We start from the raw sequence: 18905 nt of genomic DNA, 5'->3' as shown, positions 1-18905 counted from the left end.
GCACATGACCTGGTCGATCATAGCGAAAGATCCTGCCACCGGCCAGTTCGGCATCGCGGTCGCGACCCGGTTCTTCGCCGTCGGCGCCCGCGTGCCCTATATCGCGGCCGGCCTCGGCGCGATCGCGACGCAGGCCTTCGTCAATCCCTATTACGGCATCGACGGGGTCAAGCTGCTGCGCGAGGGTCTCAACGTCCACGACGTGCTCGCAACGCTGCTCGCGGCGGACGAGGGCCGCGAAAGCCGGCAGGTCCACATCATGGATGCGAGCGGCGCAATCGCGGCGCATACCGGCCGCGACTGCGTCGACTGGTGCGGGCATGTCGCGGGCAGCGGATATTCGATCGCCGGCAACATGCTCGCGGGCGCCGACGTGCTCGCCGAGACGGCAAAGACCTATCTCGCCAATGACAGCCTGCCCTTCCCGCGCCGCCTGCTCGCGGCGATGCGCGCAGGGGAAGCCGCCGGCGGCGACAAGCGCGGCAAGCAATCCGCGGCGCTGCTGATTCACGGCGAGGAGGAATGGCCGGCGCTGGACATTCGCGCCGACGATCATCACGACCCGCTCGGCGAGCTCGAACGGCTCGAACGCGTCAGCCACGAGCTCTGGGTGCACTTTCGCGCGTCGATGCCGACGCGAAAGAACCCGGCCGGCAACACCGATCGCAGCGTCATCGACGCCAGCATCGCCGCAAGCCGCGCAAGACTCTCATGAGCGCGAGCCCTCTCATCGAGATCAGGGACCTGCGCATCCGTTTCCACGGCGACGACGGCCGCATCACCCACGCGGTCGACAGCGTCGATCTCAGCGTGGCCAACGGCGCGACGCTGGGCCTCGTCGGCGAATCCGGCTGCGGCAAAAGCGTGACGTCGCTCGCGATCATGGGCCTCTTGCCGAAACAAAGCGCGGAAATAACCGGCGCGATCCGCTTCGACGGCCTCGATCTGCTGCGGACGACGGATCAGACCCTGCGCGATTTGCGCGGCAACCGGCTCGCGATGATCTTCCAGGAGCCGATGACCTCGCTCAATCCGAGCTTCACGATCGGCGACCAGATCATCGAGACCATCTTGCGCCATCGCGGCGGCTCGCGAAAAAGCGCGCGCGAGCGGACGATCGAGCTGTTGCGCCGCGTCCACATCCCCTCGCCCGAAAGGCGCATCGACGAATATCCGCACAAGCTTTCGGGCGGCATGCGCCAGCGCGTGATGATCGCGATGGCGCTGGCCTGCGATCCGCATCTCCTGATCGCGGACGAGCCGACCACGGCGCTCGACGTCACCCTGCAGGCCCAGATCCTGGAGCTGATGCGCGAGCTGAAGGCCGCCAGCGGCGCCGCCATCATCCTGATCACCCACGATCTCGGCGTCGTCGCCGAAGTCTGCGACGAGGTCGCGGTGATGTATGCCGGCGAAATCGTCGAGCGTGCACCGGTGGACGAGCTGTTCTCCGCCCCGCAGCATCCTTACACAGTGGGCCTGCTCGGCTCGATCCCGCGGCTCGACCATCGCGCCGAGCAGCTTGCGACGATCGAAGGCATGGTGCCGAACATGGCGCAGCCGCCAGCCGGCTGCCGTTTCGCGGCACGCTGCCCGTTCGTGCTGGACGCCTGCACCCATACGCCGCCGCCATTGCTCGAAATCAGCCCCGGCCATCTCTCGCGCTGCATCCGCGCGCCGCTCGAACGTCTGGTGGCGTGATGGCGCTGCTCGAGGTCAACGGCCTAGTCAAGCATTTCGTCGCCCAGCGCTCGCTGTTCGGCCGGCCGCTGGCGCACGTCAGGGCGGTCGATGGTGTTTCCTTCTCGCTTCAGGCCGGCAAGACACTGGCGCTGGTCGGCGAATCCGGCTGCGGCAAATCCACGATCAGCCGCCTGGTGCTGCGGCTGATCGAGCCGGATGCCGGCACGATCCGCTTTGACGGCCGCGACCTGCTCGCGCTCGACGCCGGCGGCTTGCGTGCCTTCCGCCGCGAGGCGCAGATCATCTTCCAGGACCCCTATGCCTCGCTCAACCCGCGCATGACGGTCGGCCAGATCCTGACCGAACCGCTGGCGCTGCACGATCTCGTGCCGCCTGCGCAGCGCCGCGCGCGCGTCGCCGAGCTGCTGCGGCTGGTCGGGTTGGAGCCGCGACTGGCCCGGCGCTATCCGCACGAATTCTCCGGCGGCCAGCGCCAGCGCATCGCCATCGCCCGCGCGCTCGCGGTCGAACCGAAGCTGATCATCTGCGACGAGCCGGTCTCGGCGCTCGACGTCTCGATCCGCGCGCAGATCCTGAACCTGCTGCGCGAGCTGCAGGACCGGCTCGGCCTCGCCTACATCTTCGTCTCGCACGACCTCGCCGTGGTCAAGCACATCGCCGACCAGGTGGCGGTGATGAATCTCGGCCAGATCGTCGAGACGGCAGAGGCCGATGCGCTGTTCGCCGCGCCACGTCATCCCTACAGCCGGGCGCTGCTGTCCGCGATCCCGCTGCCACAGCCGAAGGCGAAACGAACGACGGTCCTGCTGGAGGGCGAGATCCCGAGCGCGCTCAATCCGCCGGCCGGCTGCCGTTTCCACACCCGCTGCCCGTTCGTGATCGAGCGTTGCCGCAGCGAGGCGCCGAAGCTCACGGCGGACGGCACCGGCCATGCCGCCGCCTGTCACCGAACGGCAGAGCTGCCGTCTGCCGATGCCATTCTGCCGGTAGCGGGCGGATTTTCGCCGGCGCTTGCAAGATTGGTCGCGGCTTTCAGCCAAAAGACGGAAGGCCGGAGCTCCGCCGGGGTTGGTATACAAGACACTGCGTCCACAACGAAATAGCCGAAGCAATGGGGATTGTCCGATGAAGATGTTTCGCCTGGCCGCAACGGCCGCCGCTCTCCTGTTGTCGATCGGAGCCGTGCAGGCTCAGACCACGCTTCGCATAGGCCTCGCCGAGGACCCCGATATCCTCGATCCCACGATGGCGCGCACCTATGTCGGCCGCATCGTGTTCTCCGCCTTCTGCGACAAGCTGTTCGACATCGACGAGAAGCTCAACATCGTGCCGCAGCTCGCGCTGTCGAGCGAGACCGTCGACGACGGCAAGGGCCTCGTCATCAAGTTGCGCCCCGGCGTGAAATTCCACGACGGCGAGCCGCTCGATGCCGAGGCCGTCAAGTTCTCGCTGGAACGCCATCTGACGTTCACCGGCTCGTTCCGCAAGCCGGAGCTGGCCTCGGTCGATCACATCGAGGTGGTCGATCCCCTCACCGTCAAGCTGGTGCTGAAGTCGCCGTTCTCGCCGCTGCTCGCCCAGCTCACCGACCGTGCCGGCATGATAATGTCGCCGAAGGCCGCGAAAGAGGCCGGCGACAAGTTCGGCCTGCGCCCGGTCTGCGCCGGCCCCTACAAATTCGTCGAGCGGGTGCAGCAGGACCGCATCGTGTTCGAGAAGTTCGCCGACTACTGGAATAAGGACAACGTCTTCATCGACAAGATCGTGTTCCAGCCAATCGTCGATGCCACCGTGCGGCTCGCGAACCTGAAATCCGGCGGGCTCGACCTGATCGAGCGCGTGCTCGCCACGGATCTGAAGGACGTGCGCGCGGATTCGCGGCTGAAGGTCGCGACCGCCATCGAGCTCGGCTATCAGGGCATCACGCTCAACATCGGCAAGGACAAGGCCAAGGGACCGCTCAGCCAGTCCGCCAAGGTGCGGCAGGCGCTCGACCTCGCCATCGACCGCGAGGCGATCAACCAGGTCGTGTTCAACGGCGAGTTCAAACCAGGCAACCAATGGGTCAATCCGGATCACCCCTATTATCAGGGTGCATTTCCCATCCGCAGCCGTGATGTCGCCAAGGCCAAGGCGCTGCTCAAGGAAGCCGGCGTGACGCCGCCAGTCAGCGTCGACTTTCTGGTGCCGAAGGGTGCCGAAACCGAAGCCGTGGCCCAAGTGGTGCAATCCATGGCGAGCGAAGCCGGCTTGGATATGAAGATCCGGGTTACCGAGTTCGCAACGTCGCTGAAGCAGGCCGAAACCGGCGACTATCAGGCCTTCATGCTGGCATGGAGCGGACGCATCGACCCCGACGGCAATTCCTACGTGTTCTTGCACAAGGACGCGCCGCAGAACTACAGCGCATGGAACAACCCTCAGGCCGACAAGGCGCTGCAGGACGCGCGGCTGGTCACCGATCCCGCCAAGCGCAAGGCGAGCTATGAGACGCTCGCCAAGCTCGTGCAGGAGGAGGAGCCGCTGCTCTACCTCTATCACCGCCGCATCATCATCGCGCACACGACCAGGCTCGAAGGCTACAAGCAGATGCCCGACGGCCTCGTGCGCGTGATCGGGCTGAAGTTGAAGTGATCGATCTGAAACTCAGTCCGTGTCCCGGACGCGGCGCAGCGCGGAAGCGCTGCTCCGCAGAACCGGGACCCACGGCGACGACGAACCGTGGCAGCCGGGTCCCGGTTCAGCTGTGCAACATTGCATGTTGCGGCGCGCCCCGGACACAGGTGCGACCATGCTGAACTTCCTCGCCCGCCGCCTTGCGCAGATCGTGCCGACGCTGTTCTTCGTCTCGGTGCTGATCTTCTCGCTACAGCAATTGCTGCCGGGCGATCCCGCGCTGGTGATGGCGGGCGAAGAGCGCGATCCGGCCGTGATCGAGCAGATCCGCCGCCAGTACCGGCTCGATCAGCCCGTGCCGGTCCAATACGTCTACTGGATCAAGGGCGTGCTCGCGGGCGATTTCGGCGAGTCGCTGCGCAACAAGATGCCGGTGCGCGAGCTGATCGCGCAGAAGTTGCCGGTGACTCTGCAGCTCGGCTCGATGGCGATCGTGATCGCGTTCCTGATCGGCATTCCCGCCGGCATCGTCGCCGCCGTCAAGAAGGGTTCGGCCTGGGACTATTGCGCGAACCTGTTTGCGCTGTGGGGCATCTCGACGCCGAACTTCTGGCTCGGGATCATGCTGATCTTCCTGTTCTCGATCGAGCTCGGCTGGCTGCCGGCGTCCGGCTACGTGCCGCTCACAGAGAACTGGCGCGCCAGCCTGGCGGTCACCATCATGCCGGCCTTCGTGCTCGGCAATGCGATTGCCGCTGTCCTGATGCGGCATACGCGCAGCGCCATGCTTCAGGTGCTGGAAAGCGACTACGTCCGCACCGCACGCGCCAAGGGCCTGTTGGAGCGCTCGGTGATCCTCAAGCATGCCATGCGCAATGCGCTGACCCCCGTCATCACCCTCGGCGCGCTCGAGCTCGGCACCCTGCTGTCCGGCGCCGTCCTGACCGAGCAGATCTTCTCCATTCCCGGCTTCGGCAAGCTGATCGTGGATGCCGTGTTCAACCGCGATTATGCCGTGGTGCAGGGCGTGGTGCTGGTGACGGCCACGATCTACATCACGCTGAACCTCGTGGCCGACATCGCCTACATCCTCGTCAATCCGCGGCTTCGGGGCTAGATTCATGACCGACGCCGCGCTGCCGAGCCCTCTCACGCATGCCGACGAGCTGGACAGCCCGGCCCGCCGCGCGCGTCGGCGGCTGTTCAAGCGGAAGGCGGCGGTGTTCGGCCTCATCGTGCTCACGATGTTCATGCTGCTCGCCGTGCTAGCCCCGCTCATCGTGCCCTATGATCCCATCGCGACGAGCTGGAGCCTGGTGCGCAAGCCGCCCAATGCGGCGCACTGGTTCGGCACCGACGAGCTCGGCCGCGACATCCTCAGCCGCATCGTCTACGGCGCGCGCGCCTCCCTGCTGGCGGGCCTCATCTCGGTTGCGATCGCGCTCGGCATCGGCGTTCCGCTCGGCCTCCTCGCCGGTTATCGCGGCGGCTTCATCGATGCGCTGATCAGCCGGGTCACCGACGCGATGCTGGCGTGCCCATTCCTGATCCTGGCGATCGCGCTTGCTGCGTTCCTCGGGCCGAGCCTCGGCAATGCCATGATCGCGATCGGCATTTCGGCAACCCCGATCTTCATCCGCCTGACCCGCGGCCAGGTCCTCGTGGTCAAGGCCGAGGACTATGTCGAGGCGGCGCGCGCGCTCGGCAATCCGCCGTGGCGGATCGCGCTCTCGCATATCCTGCCGAACATCCTGCCCGCGTTGCTGGTGCAGGCGACGCTCTCGATCGCCGCCGCCATCATCGCCGAGGCCGCGCTGTCGTTCCTCGGCCTCGGCCAGCAACCGCCGGCACCGTCCTGGGGCAGCATGCTGAACGCCGCGCAACGCTTCCTGACACAGGCGCCGTGGATGGCGATCTGGCCGGGACTTGCGATCTTTCTCGTGGTGCTGTCGCTGAACCTGCTCGGCGACGGCCTGCGCGACGCGCTCGATCCGCGGCAGCGGTAGAAGTTCTTCGTGGTGAGGAGCGCCCCTCGGGCGCTCGAACCATCCTTCGAGACGCGGCCTGCTGGCCGCTCTCAGGATGAGGATCTCAAATCACGACTTCCCGCATCACGCGGCGGCAATCCATCTCGTATTCCAGATCGACCACCGGCGGCCGGGCGAAATGCCAGGTCAGGCCGGAGCGCAGCGCGCCGCGACGAACCAGCTCGTCGGCCAGCGCGTGATGGAAGTCGTGGACAGAATAGGCCTGGACACCGGTCGTGTCCTTCCATCCAAAACCGAACGCCGCCATCCGATTCTCCATCTGCGAGGTGGTGAAGCGCACCTTCTCGCGCAGGCCCTCCGGGCTGAGATCGCGATAGCGCACCGTGCGCTCGACATAGGTCCCGCTGCCCTCGCGCGCCTCGGCGCCGCCGGCGATCACGAAAGACGGCGCCTTGGAGCGGGTCGGCCGCGTGAATGAGAATGCATAGAACGACGGTTCGGACGGCGGGTCGATCTCGGGACAGACATTGCTGCGCGCCACCGGATTGGTGGTGCCGTCGAAGATGCCCCATTCCGACAGCGTCTTGACATAGTGCAGGTTGAACGCGCGAAAGCCCTCCTCGCTGAAGGCCGCCGGCGAACGCAGCTCGCAGGCGCAGAACGCCGTCAGCGGACGCCCTGCTTCCTGGATGAACTTCGCCGCGAGCGCAAAGCCTTCCGCCAATGGGACCAGACGATCGAAGCGGACGCGTTCGATCTCGTAGCCGTCATCCGCGGCGGCTCCCGCTGAATATTGAAACACGGACGGGATGAAGCGGTAGTTGCCGGAGGGGAAATCACGGATCATGACGAACTCCTATTCAAGCTGCATGCGAATGCCCTTGGCACCGTTGAGAAGGCGCTTCAGGTGAAAACCGGCCAGGGAATCGTCGGCATGCGCGCCGACCAGCGCAGCAAAGGCAGGCATGGCCGCGGCGTCGCCGGTCGCCATCCTGGCAAAAGCCTCCGCATACAGCGCGGTTTCCGGCGCCTCGTATTTCGCCGGCGGCAACGGCTCGAACGCGCGCAACGGCTCGCTGCGTCCGCGCAGCATCAGCTCACCCACGGGACGCCCTTGGAAATTCTCAGCCGCCTCGGCAACGCTGGCGCTGACGCAGATGCGCGTCCCCAGATGCTTGTTGGCGGCCTCCAGCCGCGCGGCGATGTTGATCGAATCCCCATACGCGGTGTAGTCGAAATAGCGATTGCCGCCGAAATTGCCGACCAGCGCCGGACCGGCGTGAATGCCGATGCGGGTCGCACCGAAGGTGATGCCCATCGCATGTTGCCGGCCCCGAAACTCCTGCGCCCAGGCATCGAGCGCATGGGCGCAAGCGACCGCGCGCGTGGCATAATCCGGCTGATCCCCGGGCGCGTTGAAGAGCACCTGGATCGCATCGCCAATGATCTTTGCGACCGTCCCCTCATGCGCGAAGACGATCTCGGTCATGCCGCCAACATACTCGTTGAGCAGCTTGCCCAATGCCTCGGGCGGGGCCGTCTCGACCAGCGAGGTGAAGCCCGTAATGTCGGTGAAGATGGTGGCGACATCTCGCCACTGCACCTCGATTCCCTCGCCTTCGCCGCTGGCGGCCAGACGTTTGGCCAGCTCGGGCGAGAAATGACGCGACAGCGCGGCATGGGCGCGCTCGGCTTCCATCTGGCGCCGGCGCACCTCGTGCAGCATCTCGATGTGGCGGATGGTCTTGCCGATCGTGGCTTCCAGATCGGCGAAGTCGATCGGCTTGGTCAGGAAGTCGAACGCCCCGCGGTTCATGGCGGTTCGGATGTTGCTCATGTCGCCATAGGCGGAGACGATGATGGTTGACTTCTTCTCCTCGGCCTCCTGGAGCTTCGCCAGCAGCGACAGCCCGTCCATCCGGGGCATGTTGATGTCGGAAACCACCATGTCGACCTGCGGGTTCTGCTCGAGCGAGGCCAGCGCCTCGAGGCCGTCGCGGGCGAACATGATGGTCACCTCTCCGTCGCGGATCTGCCTGCGGAACTTCTGCAGGACCAGCACCTCGAGATCCGGCTCGTCGTCGACGAAGAGGATGGTCGTGCTCATGCGGCTTGCTCGAGCCTCGTGTCGATCTCCTGTCGCAGCAAGGCAAAGTCGATCGGCTTGGTGAGCAGCCCGACGGCGCCGCGCTCGATCGCCTTTCGCCGCGTCTCGGCATCGCCATAGGCCGTGATCATGATGACGGGAACGTCCGGATGCGCGGCACGCACCTTCGGCAGCATGTCCAGCCCGCTCATGCCGGGCATGTTGATGTCGGACAGGATCAGCGAGGGGGTGCGGACCTCGGCGGCACGCTTGATCGCATCGGGCGCGGAGGTGGCGAACTCCATCTGAAAGCGGCCGGCGCGCAGCTCGCGTCGGAACTGCTGCCGGAACAGCGCCTCGACGTCGGGCTCGTCGTCAACGACCAGGATGTAAGCGTTCACCACTTGCCTCCGGACATGCCGCCTGCCGCCATCGTGCGCGGCAGGGTGATGGTGGATTCGGTAATACACCGGGTTCGGTATCCACGTCGATGGCGCCGCCGTGCTGCTTCACGACGATATCATGGCGTTGAGCGATTGCCGCAGGCCGGAGGTCCACTGCAGCTGCGGCGCCGAATGGCAGATGCCGTGGCACAACGAAAAAGGGCGGCAACGGTCTCGCCGCTGCCGCCCTCTGGTTCGCGTGCGAGCCGTCTCAGGTCGGCCGCAAGGCCTTGCCGCCGAGATCGAGCTCGTTGACCTGCTTGTTCCGCTCGGAATCGGCCGCCGCGCGGTGGTCGGTCGCCAGCACCACGTACACCGCCGGCAGCACGAACAGAGTGAACAGCGTGCCGATCGACATGCCGGCCACGACGACCAGACCGATCGAGAAGCGGCTGGCCGCGCCCGCGCCGGTCGCTGTCAGCAGCGGGATCAGGCCGGTGACCATCGCGGCCGTCGTCATCAGGATCGGCCGCAGGCGGATGCGGGCCGACATTTCGATGGCCGAGCGGCGGTCGAGCCGCTCGTTGACCTGGAGCTCGTTGGCGAATTCCACCATCAGGATGCCGTGCTTGGTGATCAGGCCGACCAGGGTCAGCAGGCCGACCTGGGTGTAGATATTCATGGTCGCGGCGCCGAAGAACAGCGGGATCAGCGCACCGACGATCGCCATAGGCACCGAGATCATGATCACCAGCGGATCGCGCAAGCTCTCGAATTGCGCTGCCAGCACCAGGAAGATGATGATCAGCGCGAAGCCGAAGGTGATCGCGAGCTGGTTGCCTTCCTGAACATATTGCCTGGAGTCCGCCAGATAGTCGTGGCTGAAGCCCTGCGGCAGATTCTTGGCCTCGCTTTCGAGGAAGTCGACCGCCGCGCCGATGGTCACGCCCGGCATCGGCACCGCCGAGAACGTCGCCGAATTGAGCTGGTTGTAGTGCGTCAGCGAGTTCGGGTCGGTCTTGGTCCTGATCGAGACCACGGTCGACAGCGGAAGCTGCTGGCCGGTGTTCGTGGTCACATAATAGCCGCCGAGCGATTCCGGCGAGAGCCGGTTGATGCGCGGCACCTGCGGAATGACCTGGTACGAGCGGCCCTCGAGATTGAAGCGGTTGATGTAGTTGCCGCCGAGCAGGACCGCGAGCGTCGAGCCGAGATTCTGCATGTTGACGCCCAGATCCTGCGCCTTGGTACGATCGATCGTGACTTCGACGTTCGGCTGGTTATAGGCGAGGTCGCTGTCGGAGACGATGAACATGCCGCTCTTGCGCGCCGCGTCCTTCAGCTTTTCCATTTGTTCATAGACCGTCTGGAAGCCGGCCGTGGAGTTGATCACCATCTGCACCGGCAGGCCGCCGGGTCCGCCCGGCAGCGGCGGCAGGTTGAACGCGAAGGCCTGCACGCCCTCGATCTTGGAGAGCTCGGCCTGCACCAGCGGCTTCAAAGCGATCGACGAGCGCTTGCGCTCGTCCCAGGGCTTGAGCAGCATGCCGGCGATGCCGCCCTGCGGACCGTTGATGCCGTTCAGCACGAAGCGAAGATCGGTCTCGGGGAATTTCTGGAACTCCTTGTCGAGCTTCTCGCCGTAGAAATCGACATAATCGATGTTGGCGTATTTCGGCGCCTTGGTCACCGCGAAGACGATGCCCTGGTCTTCCTCCGGTGCAAGCTCCTTCGACGTGTGCATGTAGAGGAAGCCGACAAGCCCGAGGATGGTCACCGCGAACAGGCCGGTGATCGCCTTGTAGTCGAGCGAGCGGTCGAGCCTGCGGCCATACCAGCGCGTCATCGCGCCGAACACCCGGTTCACGAGCTTGGCGAACCGGCCCTCCTCGGTGTTTCTCAGCAGCACCGAGCACATCATCGGCGACAAGGTCAACGCAATCACGCCGGACACGATCACCGAGCCCGCCAGTGTGAAGGCGAATTCGCGGAACAATGAACCGGTGAGGCCACCGAGGAAACCGATCGGCGCGTACACTGCGGCGAGCGTGATCGTCATCGAGATCACGGGACCCACGATCTCACGCGCACCTTGCAACGACGCCTGGACCGGCGTCTTCCCCTCCTCCAGATGGCGATGGATGTTCTCCACCACCACGATGGCGTCGTCGACCACAAGGCCGATCGCCAGCACCATCGCGAGCAGCGTCAACAGGTTGAAGCTGAAGCCCAGCGCCAGCATCAGGGTGCAGACGCCGATCATCGACAAGGGAATCGTGACGACGGGAATGATGACCGATCGCAGCGAGGCCAGGAACAGGAAGATCACCACGATCACGATGATCACGGCTTCGCCCAGCGTTTTCTCCACCTCGTCGATCGAAGACTGGATGAACTTGGTCGAGTCGTAGGCGACCTTCATCTTCATCGACGGCGGCAGGTTGCGTTCGAGCTCGGGGAACAGCGCGCGGACACCCTTGACCAGCGTCAGCGGATTGCCTTGCGGCGTCGCCTGCACACCGATGAAGATCGCGTGCTCGCCGTTGAAGGCGACGCTGGCGTTCGTGCTCTGGGCGGCAAGCTCGACGGTGGCGATGTCCTCCATCCGCACGAAGCCGCCGTCCTTGGCCTTCACGATCATCTTCTTGAACTGATCGACATTGGTCAGATCGGTGTTCGTCGAGACGTTGGAGACGATCAGATAGCCCTTGGTCTGGCCTGCCGCGGATTGGAAGTTGTTGGCCTGGATCGCAGCGGCAACGTCGGTCGCCGAAACGTTGCGGCCGGCCATCTTCACAGGATCGAGCCAGAGCCGCATCGCGAAGGTTTGCCCGCCGAGAATGTCAGCCGACGCGACGCCATCGACGGTCGACAGCACCGGCTGCACCACACGCGTCAGATAATCGGAGATCGCCGAGCCCGAGAGTTCCTCGGACGAAAAGCCGAGATACATCACGGCCGTCGTCTGGCCCGTGGTCTTGGTGACGATCGGGTCGTTGGATTCCTTCGGGATCAGATATTTGACCGAGTTCGTCTTCGCCAGAACCTCGGTGAGCGCCTGGTTCGGGTCGAAATTCAGCTTGATGTAAACCTGGATCGTCGAGGTGCCGAGCACCGACGACGAGGTGATGTAATCGACGCCCTCGGCCGAGGCGACCGCCTGCTCGATTGGCGTCGTGATGAAGCCCTGGATCAGGTCCGCCGACGCGCCGGGATAGACGGTCGTGATGTTGATGACCGTGTTCGACAGCTTGGGATACTGCCGGATCGGCAGCACCATCGCCGCGCGCAGGCCGATCAGCAGGATCAGCAGGCTGACGACGACCGACAGAACCGGGCGCTTGATGAAAATATCGGTAAGGGCCATCGCGGCGATCTCGATTTCTTTGTCTCAAGAGAAGTGATCCGGCCAGGCCGGATCACTCGAGCGTCATGGATCAGTAGCGCGGCGGCTGCGCCGGAATCTGCGGAGCCGGGTCGGTCGAAATCGACACCGCCGCGCCCGATTGCAGCTTGAGCTGGCCGACGGCGACGACCTTGTCGCCCGGCTTCACGCCCTTGAGGATTTCGACGCGACCTTCGACCCGGTTGCCGGTCTGCACGAAGGTGCGCACCGCGGAGAGGCTGGTCTTGCCGTCTTCTTCCTTCTTCTCGGTGATCACGAACACCGAGTCGCCGTACAGCGTGTAGTCGACTGCCGTCTCGGGAACGGTGATCACCGCCGGCTTGTCCGGCAGCACCACCGTGGTCGTCACGAACATGCCGGGCTTGAGGATCTTCTCAGGATTGGCGATCGTCGCCTGCACGCGGATGTTGCGGGTGTCGGCCGAGATCTGCGGCTCGATCGTGGTGATCTTGCCTTCGAAGGTGCGGCCCGGATAGGCGTCGACCTTGAGCCGGACGGGCTGGCCGACCTTGAGGCTACCGGAATCCTTTTCGGTCACCGTGAAGTTGGCCCACAGCTCCGACAGATCGGTCAGCGATACGATCGCCGTACCTGCCGTCAGGTATTGACCGACCTCGACCTTGCGGACGCCGAGATCGCCGGCGAACGGTGCGCGGACCAGCTTCTGCGAGATCAGCGCCTCGGTCTTGGCGATGCCCGCCTGCGCCTGGTCATAGGCAGCCTGCGCGGAATCGACGGTCGCCTGCGGGCCGAACTGGCGCGCCGCCAGCTGCTTGGCACGGTCGAGCGACAGCTGCGCGACGGTCGCCTGGGCCTTGTAATTGGCGAGGTCGCCCTGCTCCGGCGCATCGAACAGCTGCACCAGGGGCGTGCCGGCCTCGACACGCGTGCCCGGCTGGAACTTGATCTCGGTGACGCGGCCGTTGACGTCGGCGCTGACGTCGACCTGGTGCACGGCGACGAGGCTGCCCACCGCGGTGAGCAGGTTCGGCACCACCTCGGACTTCGCCTCCGCCGCGCTGACGGCCGTCGGCGGCGGCTTGTTGTTGGCGAAGAACTGCTTGATCATCTGGCCGCGGAAATAGTTGAACCAGACGAGGCCACCGACCAGCGCGGCGAGCAGCGTGCCGACGATGATGAACCACAGCACCGGCCGGACCGGACGCTTGGGAGCCTTGTTGTCGATCGGTTCGCCCGAAATCTTGTGCTCGGTTACGATGTTCATGTCATGCACTTTCTGCAATCGCCGTCTTGCCTTCATCCGCGGCCAGATCGTGGCCCAGATGCGAAGCAATTGCGGCGTCGTTAAGTCCGATACCCCTCAGGAGAAACTCGCACAGCTGCCGCTCGAGGTCTTCGGCCTTGCCGTAGGCGAGGCAAGGTGTCGTCGACAGCCTGGTCAGCGCGGCCGTCATCACCGTGTGATGCGCAAACCAGAACAAGTTGAGCGGCTCACCGCTGCCGGGCCGCGCGTCACCGCTGGCAACGGCGCGTTCGAGCGAGGCGACGAAGACCGAGCCGATCAACGTCTCGATCTTGGCATACAGCAAACGGGCGAATTCGCCATCGTCCAAATGGCTGGTGGCCATCAGTCGCAGGCGTTGCGCTTCTTCCTGGTCGGGACCGAGGAAGTGCTGAACCATACCGCGGATCAGCTCGACCAGAGTGGCCGTCGACGGCTCCCGCTCCAGCAGTTCGATGAGCGCCGGGTCCGCCTCGCATTCGTCACTGAGGATTTCGGCGTACAGCGCCGCCTTGGACGGGAAATGTTTGAACAGCAGCGCCTCGGAAATGGCAGCGGCGGCCGCCACGCTCTTCGTCGTGGTGCCGTTGTAGCCATGTCGGGCAAAGCAACGCTTCGCGGCTCCGAGGATCAATTGACGCCTCAGGTCGCTCGTCATGCGTAATGAGCTCATGCTGGGTGAGTAAGCACTCACCCACGCTGAAGTCAAGCACTATATTGCAGCGCAACCTGCATGCGACCTGGAATCAATGGAATTTGATCGAGCCTACAGGACCCGCGTGCAGGCGTTCGGCAAGGGATGGACGGACCGCTTAGATCGGCTGGAAGCCGAGGTCGCCGCGCAGCCGGTTGACGATGTAGGTCCCGTCGCGGGTCGGCAAGATCCGCTCCAGGCCGGCGCTGTCGATCTTCACATTGGCAAAGCGCGGCCCGCCCGAGACGTCATGGACGGCTTTGGCGAAGGCCTCGACCTCGGCCATGGTCGTGACAGCCCGGCTGTCGTTGATGCCGCAGGCGCGGGCGACGCCGACCAGGTCGGCGGCGGCCGAGGTGTGGCTGGTTTGGCCACCGGTCTCGCCATAGGCCTCGTTGTCGAGCACCGCGATCGAGAGATTGGACGGCTTCTGCAGGCCGATCGTGGCAAGGCTGCCCATGCCCATCAGCATCTCGCCGTCGCCGGTGATGACCAATACCGGCAGCTTCGGCTGCGCCAATGCGAGGCCGAGGCCGATCATCGCCGCGCCGCCCATGCCGCCCCAGAGGTAAAAGTTGCGGGCATGGTCGCCCGCCGCGCACATGTCGTTGGTGGAGGCACCCAGGCCGCCGATCGCCACGACGTCCTTGCGGTTCGCCAGCAGCGTGGAGACCACCTGACGGCGGTCGAGGAGATTGGCCTTGCTCATTTGGTGAAAACCTTGGCGCCGATCAGGCGCTGCGACAGGAGGACGGCGGTCGGCGTCAGCGCGTTGTAGGCCTGCGATGCAGCGGCCTCCAACACGGCCGGCACCTCAGCCGCGTGCGAGGCACGCAGCACCTGGACGCCCGAGAGCTCGAACACGCCCTGGGTGGTCGATCCCATCGGCACCTGCCACGGATTGAACTCGCCCCACTCGCCGCGCATGGTCACCAGCGTCAGGAAAGGAAAGCGCAGGATCGGGATCAGCGACAGCATGTTGATGCAATTGCCGACGCCGCTCGACTGCATCAGCAAGACGCCGCGCTGTCCGCCGGCCCAGGCGCCCGCAAGCAGCGCCACGCCCTCCTCCTCCGTGGTCAGGGGAATGCCGCGCATCGTGGACGAGGCAAGCACACGGTTGATCAGCTTCGCATGGCCTGCATCGGGCACGTAAGGCACCTGCCGGACGTCGAAGCGTTGCAAGGCCGCGAAAATATCGTCGGGCCAGTTCGGGGCCGTGTCGGCAGCATCGGCGTGGGCGTGCATTTTCCTGTCCGGTCGGCTAGCAAGGTGCCAAGACTAAGCTGCAAGGACTGTAGACGCATGCATGCGTCGATCAGAACAACAAAAACGGCATAACGGCTTTAACCGGCGAGTATAACGGGATGAACGCAGATGCGAAGGAGCTGGCGGCAAGCTTCGACCTCGAGAAGCTGACGCCCGAGTTCTACGACAACCCCTATCCGACCTATCGTGCACTGCGGGAGAACGAACCGGTCAAGCGCCTGCGCAGCGGCACCGTGTTCCTGACCCGCTATGACGATCTCGTCACCACCTACAAGAACACCAAATCGTTCAGCTCGGACAAGAAGCGCGAGTTCTTGCCGAAATACGGCGACACCCCGCTCTACGAGCATCACACCACCAGCCTCGTCTTCAACGATCCGCCGTCGCATACCCGCGTGCGCCGCCTGATCATGGGCGCGCTGTCGCCGCGGGCGATCGCCGGCATGGAGGGCGATCTCATCAAGCTCGTCGACGGTCTGCTCGATGCCATCGCGGCCAAGGGCCGATGCGAGCTGATCGAGGATTTCGCCGCGTCCATCCCGATCGAGGTGATCGGCAATCTGCTCGACGTGCCCCATGACGAGCGCGGGCCGCTGCGCGACTGGTCGCTGGCGATCCTCGGCGCGCTCGAGCCTGTGGTGTCGCCCGGCGCAGCTGCGCGCGGCAACAAGGCCGTGACGGATTTCCTCGCTTATCTCGAAACGCTGGTGGAGCGCCGGCGCGCCAGGCCCGGCAATCCCGAGCGCGACGTGCTGACGCGCCTGATCCAGGGAGAGGAAAACGGCGAGCGGCTGACCGAGAAGGAGCTGCTGCACAATTGCATCTTCCTGCTCAACGCCGGCCACGAGACCACCACCAACCTGATCGGCAACGGCCTCGTCGCGCTGGACCAGCATCCGGACCAGAAGCAGCGGCTGATCGACAATCCCGACATGATCAAGACCGCGGTCGAGGAGATGCTGCGCTATGAGAGCTCGAACCAGCTCGGCAACCGCATGACCACCGAGCGCGTCGAGCTGGGCGGCGTCATGCTGGAGGCCGGCACGTCGGTGACGCTGTGCATCGGCGCGGCCAACCGCGACCCCGCGCAGTTTCCCGACCCTGAACGCTTCGACATCGCGCGCGCGCCGAATCGCCATCTCGCCTTCGCCACCGGCGCGCATCAATGCGCCGGCATGGCGCTGGCGCGTCTGGAAGGGGCGATTGCGATCTCACGCTTCCTGGCGCGCTTCCCGAACTATGCCATGAGCGGCAAGCCGGTGCGGGGCGGGCGGGTGCGGTTTCGCGGGTTTTTGAGCGTGCCCTGCTCGATCGGCTGAGGTAGCACAGCAAAATCTGCGAAAACAACCCCATGCACAGTAGCCAAGCACTTGATATAATTCGACATTCGGCACGGAAACGGCACTGGTAACGGTCTTATAATACCGCTAAACCACCGTCCTGTGTCGCGCGATGCAGGTGCGCAGCACCTCGTCCATGGGCTTGCCCCACCAGTCGTTGGAAAAGATCTCGATCTCGGAATAGCCGGCAAAGCCCTGCGCTTCGACGGCTTGACGCACCGATTTGATGTCGATGACGCCGTCCCCCATCATGCCGCGGTCGTTGAGGATGTCCCTGGTCGGCACCAGCCAGTCGCAGACATGGAAGGCGAGCAGGCGATCCTGGCCGGCGCGCGCGATCTGGCTCATCAGCTCGGGGTCCCACCAGATGTGATAGACGTCGAGCGCGACGCCGAGCATGCCGCTGCGGCCAGGATCGAGCCGGTCGCAGATATCGAGCGCCTGCTTGGTCGTGTTGACGCAGGCGCGGTCGGCCGCATAGGCCGGATGCAGCGGCTCGATCGCCAGCGGCAGGTTCGCCTGCTTGGCGTAGTCGAGCATCTCGGCGAGCGCTTCCTCGACCTGCCCACGCGCCGCAGCGATGTCCTTCGAGGCTGCGCTGCCCGGCCGCGAATATTGCGGCAGGCCGCCGACGACGAGGACGATGCAGGGCGCGCCCAGCGCCTTGGCTTCGTCGACGCAGCGCCGGTTGTCGTCACGCACCTCACCCCGGCGCGAGGCATCGGAGGTGAACATGCCGCCGCGGCAATAGCCTGACAGTTCGAGGCCGGCATCGCGCACCACGCGGGCGGCGCGCTCAAGGCCGACGCTTGCGACCTGGTCGCGCCAGGGATCGATGGCCCGGATGCCGTGCTTCGCACAGGCCTCGATGATGGCGACGAGATCACCCTGCTTGCGGACGGTCGCCGTGTTCAGCGACAGCCAGCGGTGGTCGGACGAAAAGTCGCGCATCAGGATTCGATTCCGCGGGTGGCGAGCACGGTTTTCATCCGCTGCGTCGCGAGTTCAGGATTGGCGAGCAGGCCGGCCTTGTCGGCCAGACGAAACAGCTCGGCCAGATGCAGCGTGGAGCGCGTGCTCTCCTGTCCCCCGACCATGGTGAAATGATCCTGGTGGCCGTTGAGATAGGCCATGAACACGACGCCGGTCTTGTAGAAGCGCGTCGGCGCCTTGAAGATATGACGCGACAGCGGCACGGTCGGGCCGAGCACGTCGTGGAAGCCGGCCTCGTCGCCCGCCGCCAGCCGCGACAGCGCATAGGACGCCGCCGGCGCGATCGCATCGAAGATGCCGAGCAGCGCATGCGAGAAACCCTGTTCGTCGCCGGCGATCAACTCCGCATAGTTGAAGTCGTCTCCGGTATACATCCTGATGCGCTTGTCGAGACGCCTGCGCATGTCGATCTCGCGCTGCTTGTCGAGCAGCGAAACCTTGACGCCGTCGACCTTGGCGGCGTTGCCGTTGATGATGGCGACCGCAATGTCCATCGCCTTGTCCAGGTCTTTGGAACCCCAATAGCCCGCCAGCGCCGGATCGAACATGTCGCCGAGCCAATGGATGATGACGGGCTCGCGGACCTGCGACAGCACGCGGTCGTAGACCTTGGCGTAATCGTCGGCATTGCGGCCGAGCTTCGCCAGCGCGCGCGAGGCCATCAGGATGATGCGGCCGCCGACCTTCTCGACTGCGGAGACCTGCTCCTCATAGGCGCGGATCACGTCGTCGAGGCTCTTGGCATCCTCCACGGCGAGATGATCCGTGCCGGCCCCCGAGAACACCAGCGCGTTGCGGCGTTTGGCGGCGCCGACCGAACGCGTGATCAGCTCCAGCGAGGTCGGCCAGTCCAGCCCCATGCCGCGCTGGGCGGTGTCCATGGCTTCGGCAACGCCGAGGCCGAGATCCCAGACGTGCTCGCGGAAGGCGATGGTCTTGTCCCAATCGACGGCGGCCGACAGCCAGGGATCGTTGTCCGCGAAGGGATCGACGACCGTGTGCACGGCCGAGAAAGCGATGCGATTGAGCGTGCCTTCGAGCTTTGCGGGGAAGGTACGGGAGGTCGCAAGCCGGTAAGTTTCGATCGAGCGATCGGCCTTCGGGAGCTTCAGCGACAGGGACGACATCGGCAGGACGGGCTTGTTCATGACTTCTGACCTCTCCCCGTCATTGCGAGCGAAGC

Annotated in this window: 17 protein-coding genes; 7 read left to right on the top strand and 10 right to left on the bottom strand. The window is 65.1% G+C overall.

The annotated features are described in order from the left end of the window. Positions 1 to 4: 4 nt before the first annotated feature. The 6 genes from DCM79_RS28250 (at position 5) to DCM79_RS28225 (ending at position 6326) form a co-directional block, all read left to right on the top strand. The gene (locus tag DCM79_RS28250; protein ID WP_257177354.1) at positions 5 to 715 is read left to right on the top strand and encodes a DUF1028 domain-containing protein; all 711 of its coding nucleotides are present in this window, start codon (positions 5 to 7) and stop codon (positions 713 to 715) included. Continuing rightward, on the top strand, positions 712 to 1701 hold the full coding sequence (locus DCM79_RS28245) for an ABC transporter ATP-binding protein (RefSeq protein ID WP_257177353.1): 990 nt from the start codon (positions 712 to 714) through the stop codon (positions 1699 to 1701). The genes DCM79_RS28250 and DCM79_RS28245 overlap by 4 nt, the downstream gene beginning before the upstream one ends. Further along, complete coding sequence (locus tag DCM79_RS28240; RefSeq protein WP_257177352.1) at positions 1701 to 2807, top strand: ABC transporter ATP-binding protein; 1107 nt, start codon at positions 1701 to 1703, stop codon at positions 2805 to 2807. Before DCM79_RS28245 ends, DCM79_RS28240 begins: the two co-directional genes overlap by 1 nt. 22 nt (positions 2808 to 2829) lie before the next feature. Further along, complete coding sequence (locus DCM79_RS28235) at positions 2830 to 4338, top strand: ABC transporter substrate-binding protein (RefSeq protein ID WP_257177351.1); 1509 nt, start codon at positions 2830 to 2832, stop codon at positions 4336 to 4338. A 157-nt stretch (positions 4339 to 4495) separates the two neighbouring features. After that, positions 4496 to 5437 carry an ABC transporter permease gene (locus tag DCM79_RS28230; protein ID WP_257177350.1) on the top strand — a complete coding sequence of 314 codons (942 nt, stop codon included), beginning with the start codon at positions 4496 to 4498 and terminating at the stop codon, positions 5435 to 5437. Between the two features lie 4 nt (positions 5438 to 5441). Then, positions 5442 to 6326: an ABC transporter permease gene (locus DCM79_RS28225; RefSeq protein ID WP_257177349.1), complete on the top strand. Its 885-nt coding sequence runs from the start codon at positions 5442 to 5444 to the stop codon at positions 6324 to 6326. An 85-nt stretch (positions 6327 to 6411) separates the two neighbouring features. Here DCM79_RS28225 and DCM79_RS28220 read toward each other — a convergent pair whose 3' ends face one another. The 8 genes from DCM79_RS28220 to DCM79_RS28185 all read right to left on the bottom strand — a co-directional run bounded on the left by DCM79_RS28220 (position 6412) and on the right by DCM79_RS28185 (position 15368). Continuing rightward, a complete protein-coding gene (locus tag DCM79_RS28220) occupies positions 6412 to 7155 on the bottom strand; it encodes a hypothetical protein (RefSeq protein WP_257177348.1) in 744 nt (247 codons plus the stop codon). Positions 7156 to 7164: 9 nt separating this feature from the next. Further along, a complete protein-coding gene (locus DCM79_RS28215) occupies positions 7165 to 8415 on the bottom strand; it encodes an adenylate/guanylate cyclase domain-containing protein (protein ID WP_257177347.1) in 1251 nt (416 codons plus the stop codon). After that, entirely contained in the window at positions 8412 to 8795 is a 384-nt protein-coding gene (locus DCM79_RS28210; RefSeq protein ID WP_257177346.1) for a response regulator, read from the bottom strand. Before DCM79_RS28210 ends, DCM79_RS28215 begins: the two co-directional genes overlap by 4 nt. A gap of 253 nt (positions 8796 to 9048) precedes the next feature. Next, complete coding sequence (locus tag DCM79_RS28205) at positions 9049 to 12144, bottom strand: MexW/MexI family multidrug efflux RND transporter permease subunit (RefSeq protein WP_257177345.1); 3096 nt, start codon at positions 12142 to 12144, stop codon at positions 9049 to 9051. 70 nt (positions 12145 to 12214) lie between these two features. Then, a complete protein-coding gene (locus DCM79_RS28200) occupies positions 12215 to 13408 on the bottom strand; it encodes an efflux RND transporter periplasmic adaptor subunit (protein ID WP_257177344.1) in 1194 nt (397 codons plus the stop codon). A 1-nt stretch (position 13409) separates the two neighbouring features. Further along, the gene (locus tag DCM79_RS28195) at positions 13410 to 14084 is read right to left on the bottom strand and encodes a TetR/AcrR family transcriptional regulator (RefSeq protein ID WP_257177343.1); all 675 of its coding nucleotides are present in this window, start codon (positions 14082 to 14084) and stop codon (positions 13410 to 13412) included. Between the two features lie 154 nt (positions 14085 to 14238). Continuing rightward, on the bottom strand, positions 14239 to 14829 hold the full coding sequence (locus tag DCM79_RS28190) for a thiamine pyrophosphate-dependent enzyme (RefSeq protein ID WP_257177342.1): 591 nt from the start codon (positions 14827 to 14829) through the stop codon (positions 14239 to 14241). Further along, positions 14826 to 15368, bottom strand: coding sequence for a phosphonopyruvate decarboxylase (locus DCM79_RS28185; protein WP_257177341.1), 543 nt, complete (start codon positions 15366 to 15368; stop codon positions 14826 to 14828). The genes DCM79_RS28190 and DCM79_RS28185 overlap by 4 nt, the downstream gene beginning before the upstream one ends. Before the next feature lie 119 nt (positions 15369 to 15487). Between DCM79_RS28185 and DCM79_RS28180 the strand changes: the two genes are divergently transcribed. Continuing rightward, positions 15488 to 16708: a cytochrome P450 gene (locus DCM79_RS28180; RefSeq protein WP_257177340.1), complete on the top strand. Its 1221-nt coding sequence runs from the start codon at positions 15488 to 15490 to the stop codon at positions 16706 to 16708. Positions 16709 to 16816: 108 nt separating this feature from the next. On the opposite strand, the gene DCM79_RS28175 is transcribed toward DCM79_RS28180, so the two are convergent. After that, positions 16817 to 17680, bottom strand: coding sequence for a sugar phosphate isomerase/epimerase (locus DCM79_RS28175; RefSeq protein WP_257177339.1), 864 nt, complete (start codon positions 17678 to 17680; stop codon positions 16817 to 16819). Continuing rightward, entirely contained in the window at positions 17680 to 18870 is a 1191-nt protein-coding gene (locus tag DCM79_RS28170; RefSeq protein WP_257177338.1) for a dihydrodipicolinate synthase family protein, read from the bottom strand. The genes DCM79_RS28175 and DCM79_RS28170 overlap by 1 nt, the downstream gene beginning before the upstream one ends. Between the last annotated feature and the right edge of the window lie 35 nt (positions 18871 to 18905).

It is taken from the genome of Bradyrhizobium sp. WBOS07 (assembly GCF_024585165.1).
Lineage (GTDB): Bacteria > Pseudomonadota > Alphaproteobacteria > Rhizobiales > Xanthobacteraceae > Bradyrhizobium > Bradyrhizobium japonicum_B.
Note: the sequence above shows the minus strand (reverse complement) of the source record. Positions and strands in the feature narration are given on the sequence as shown.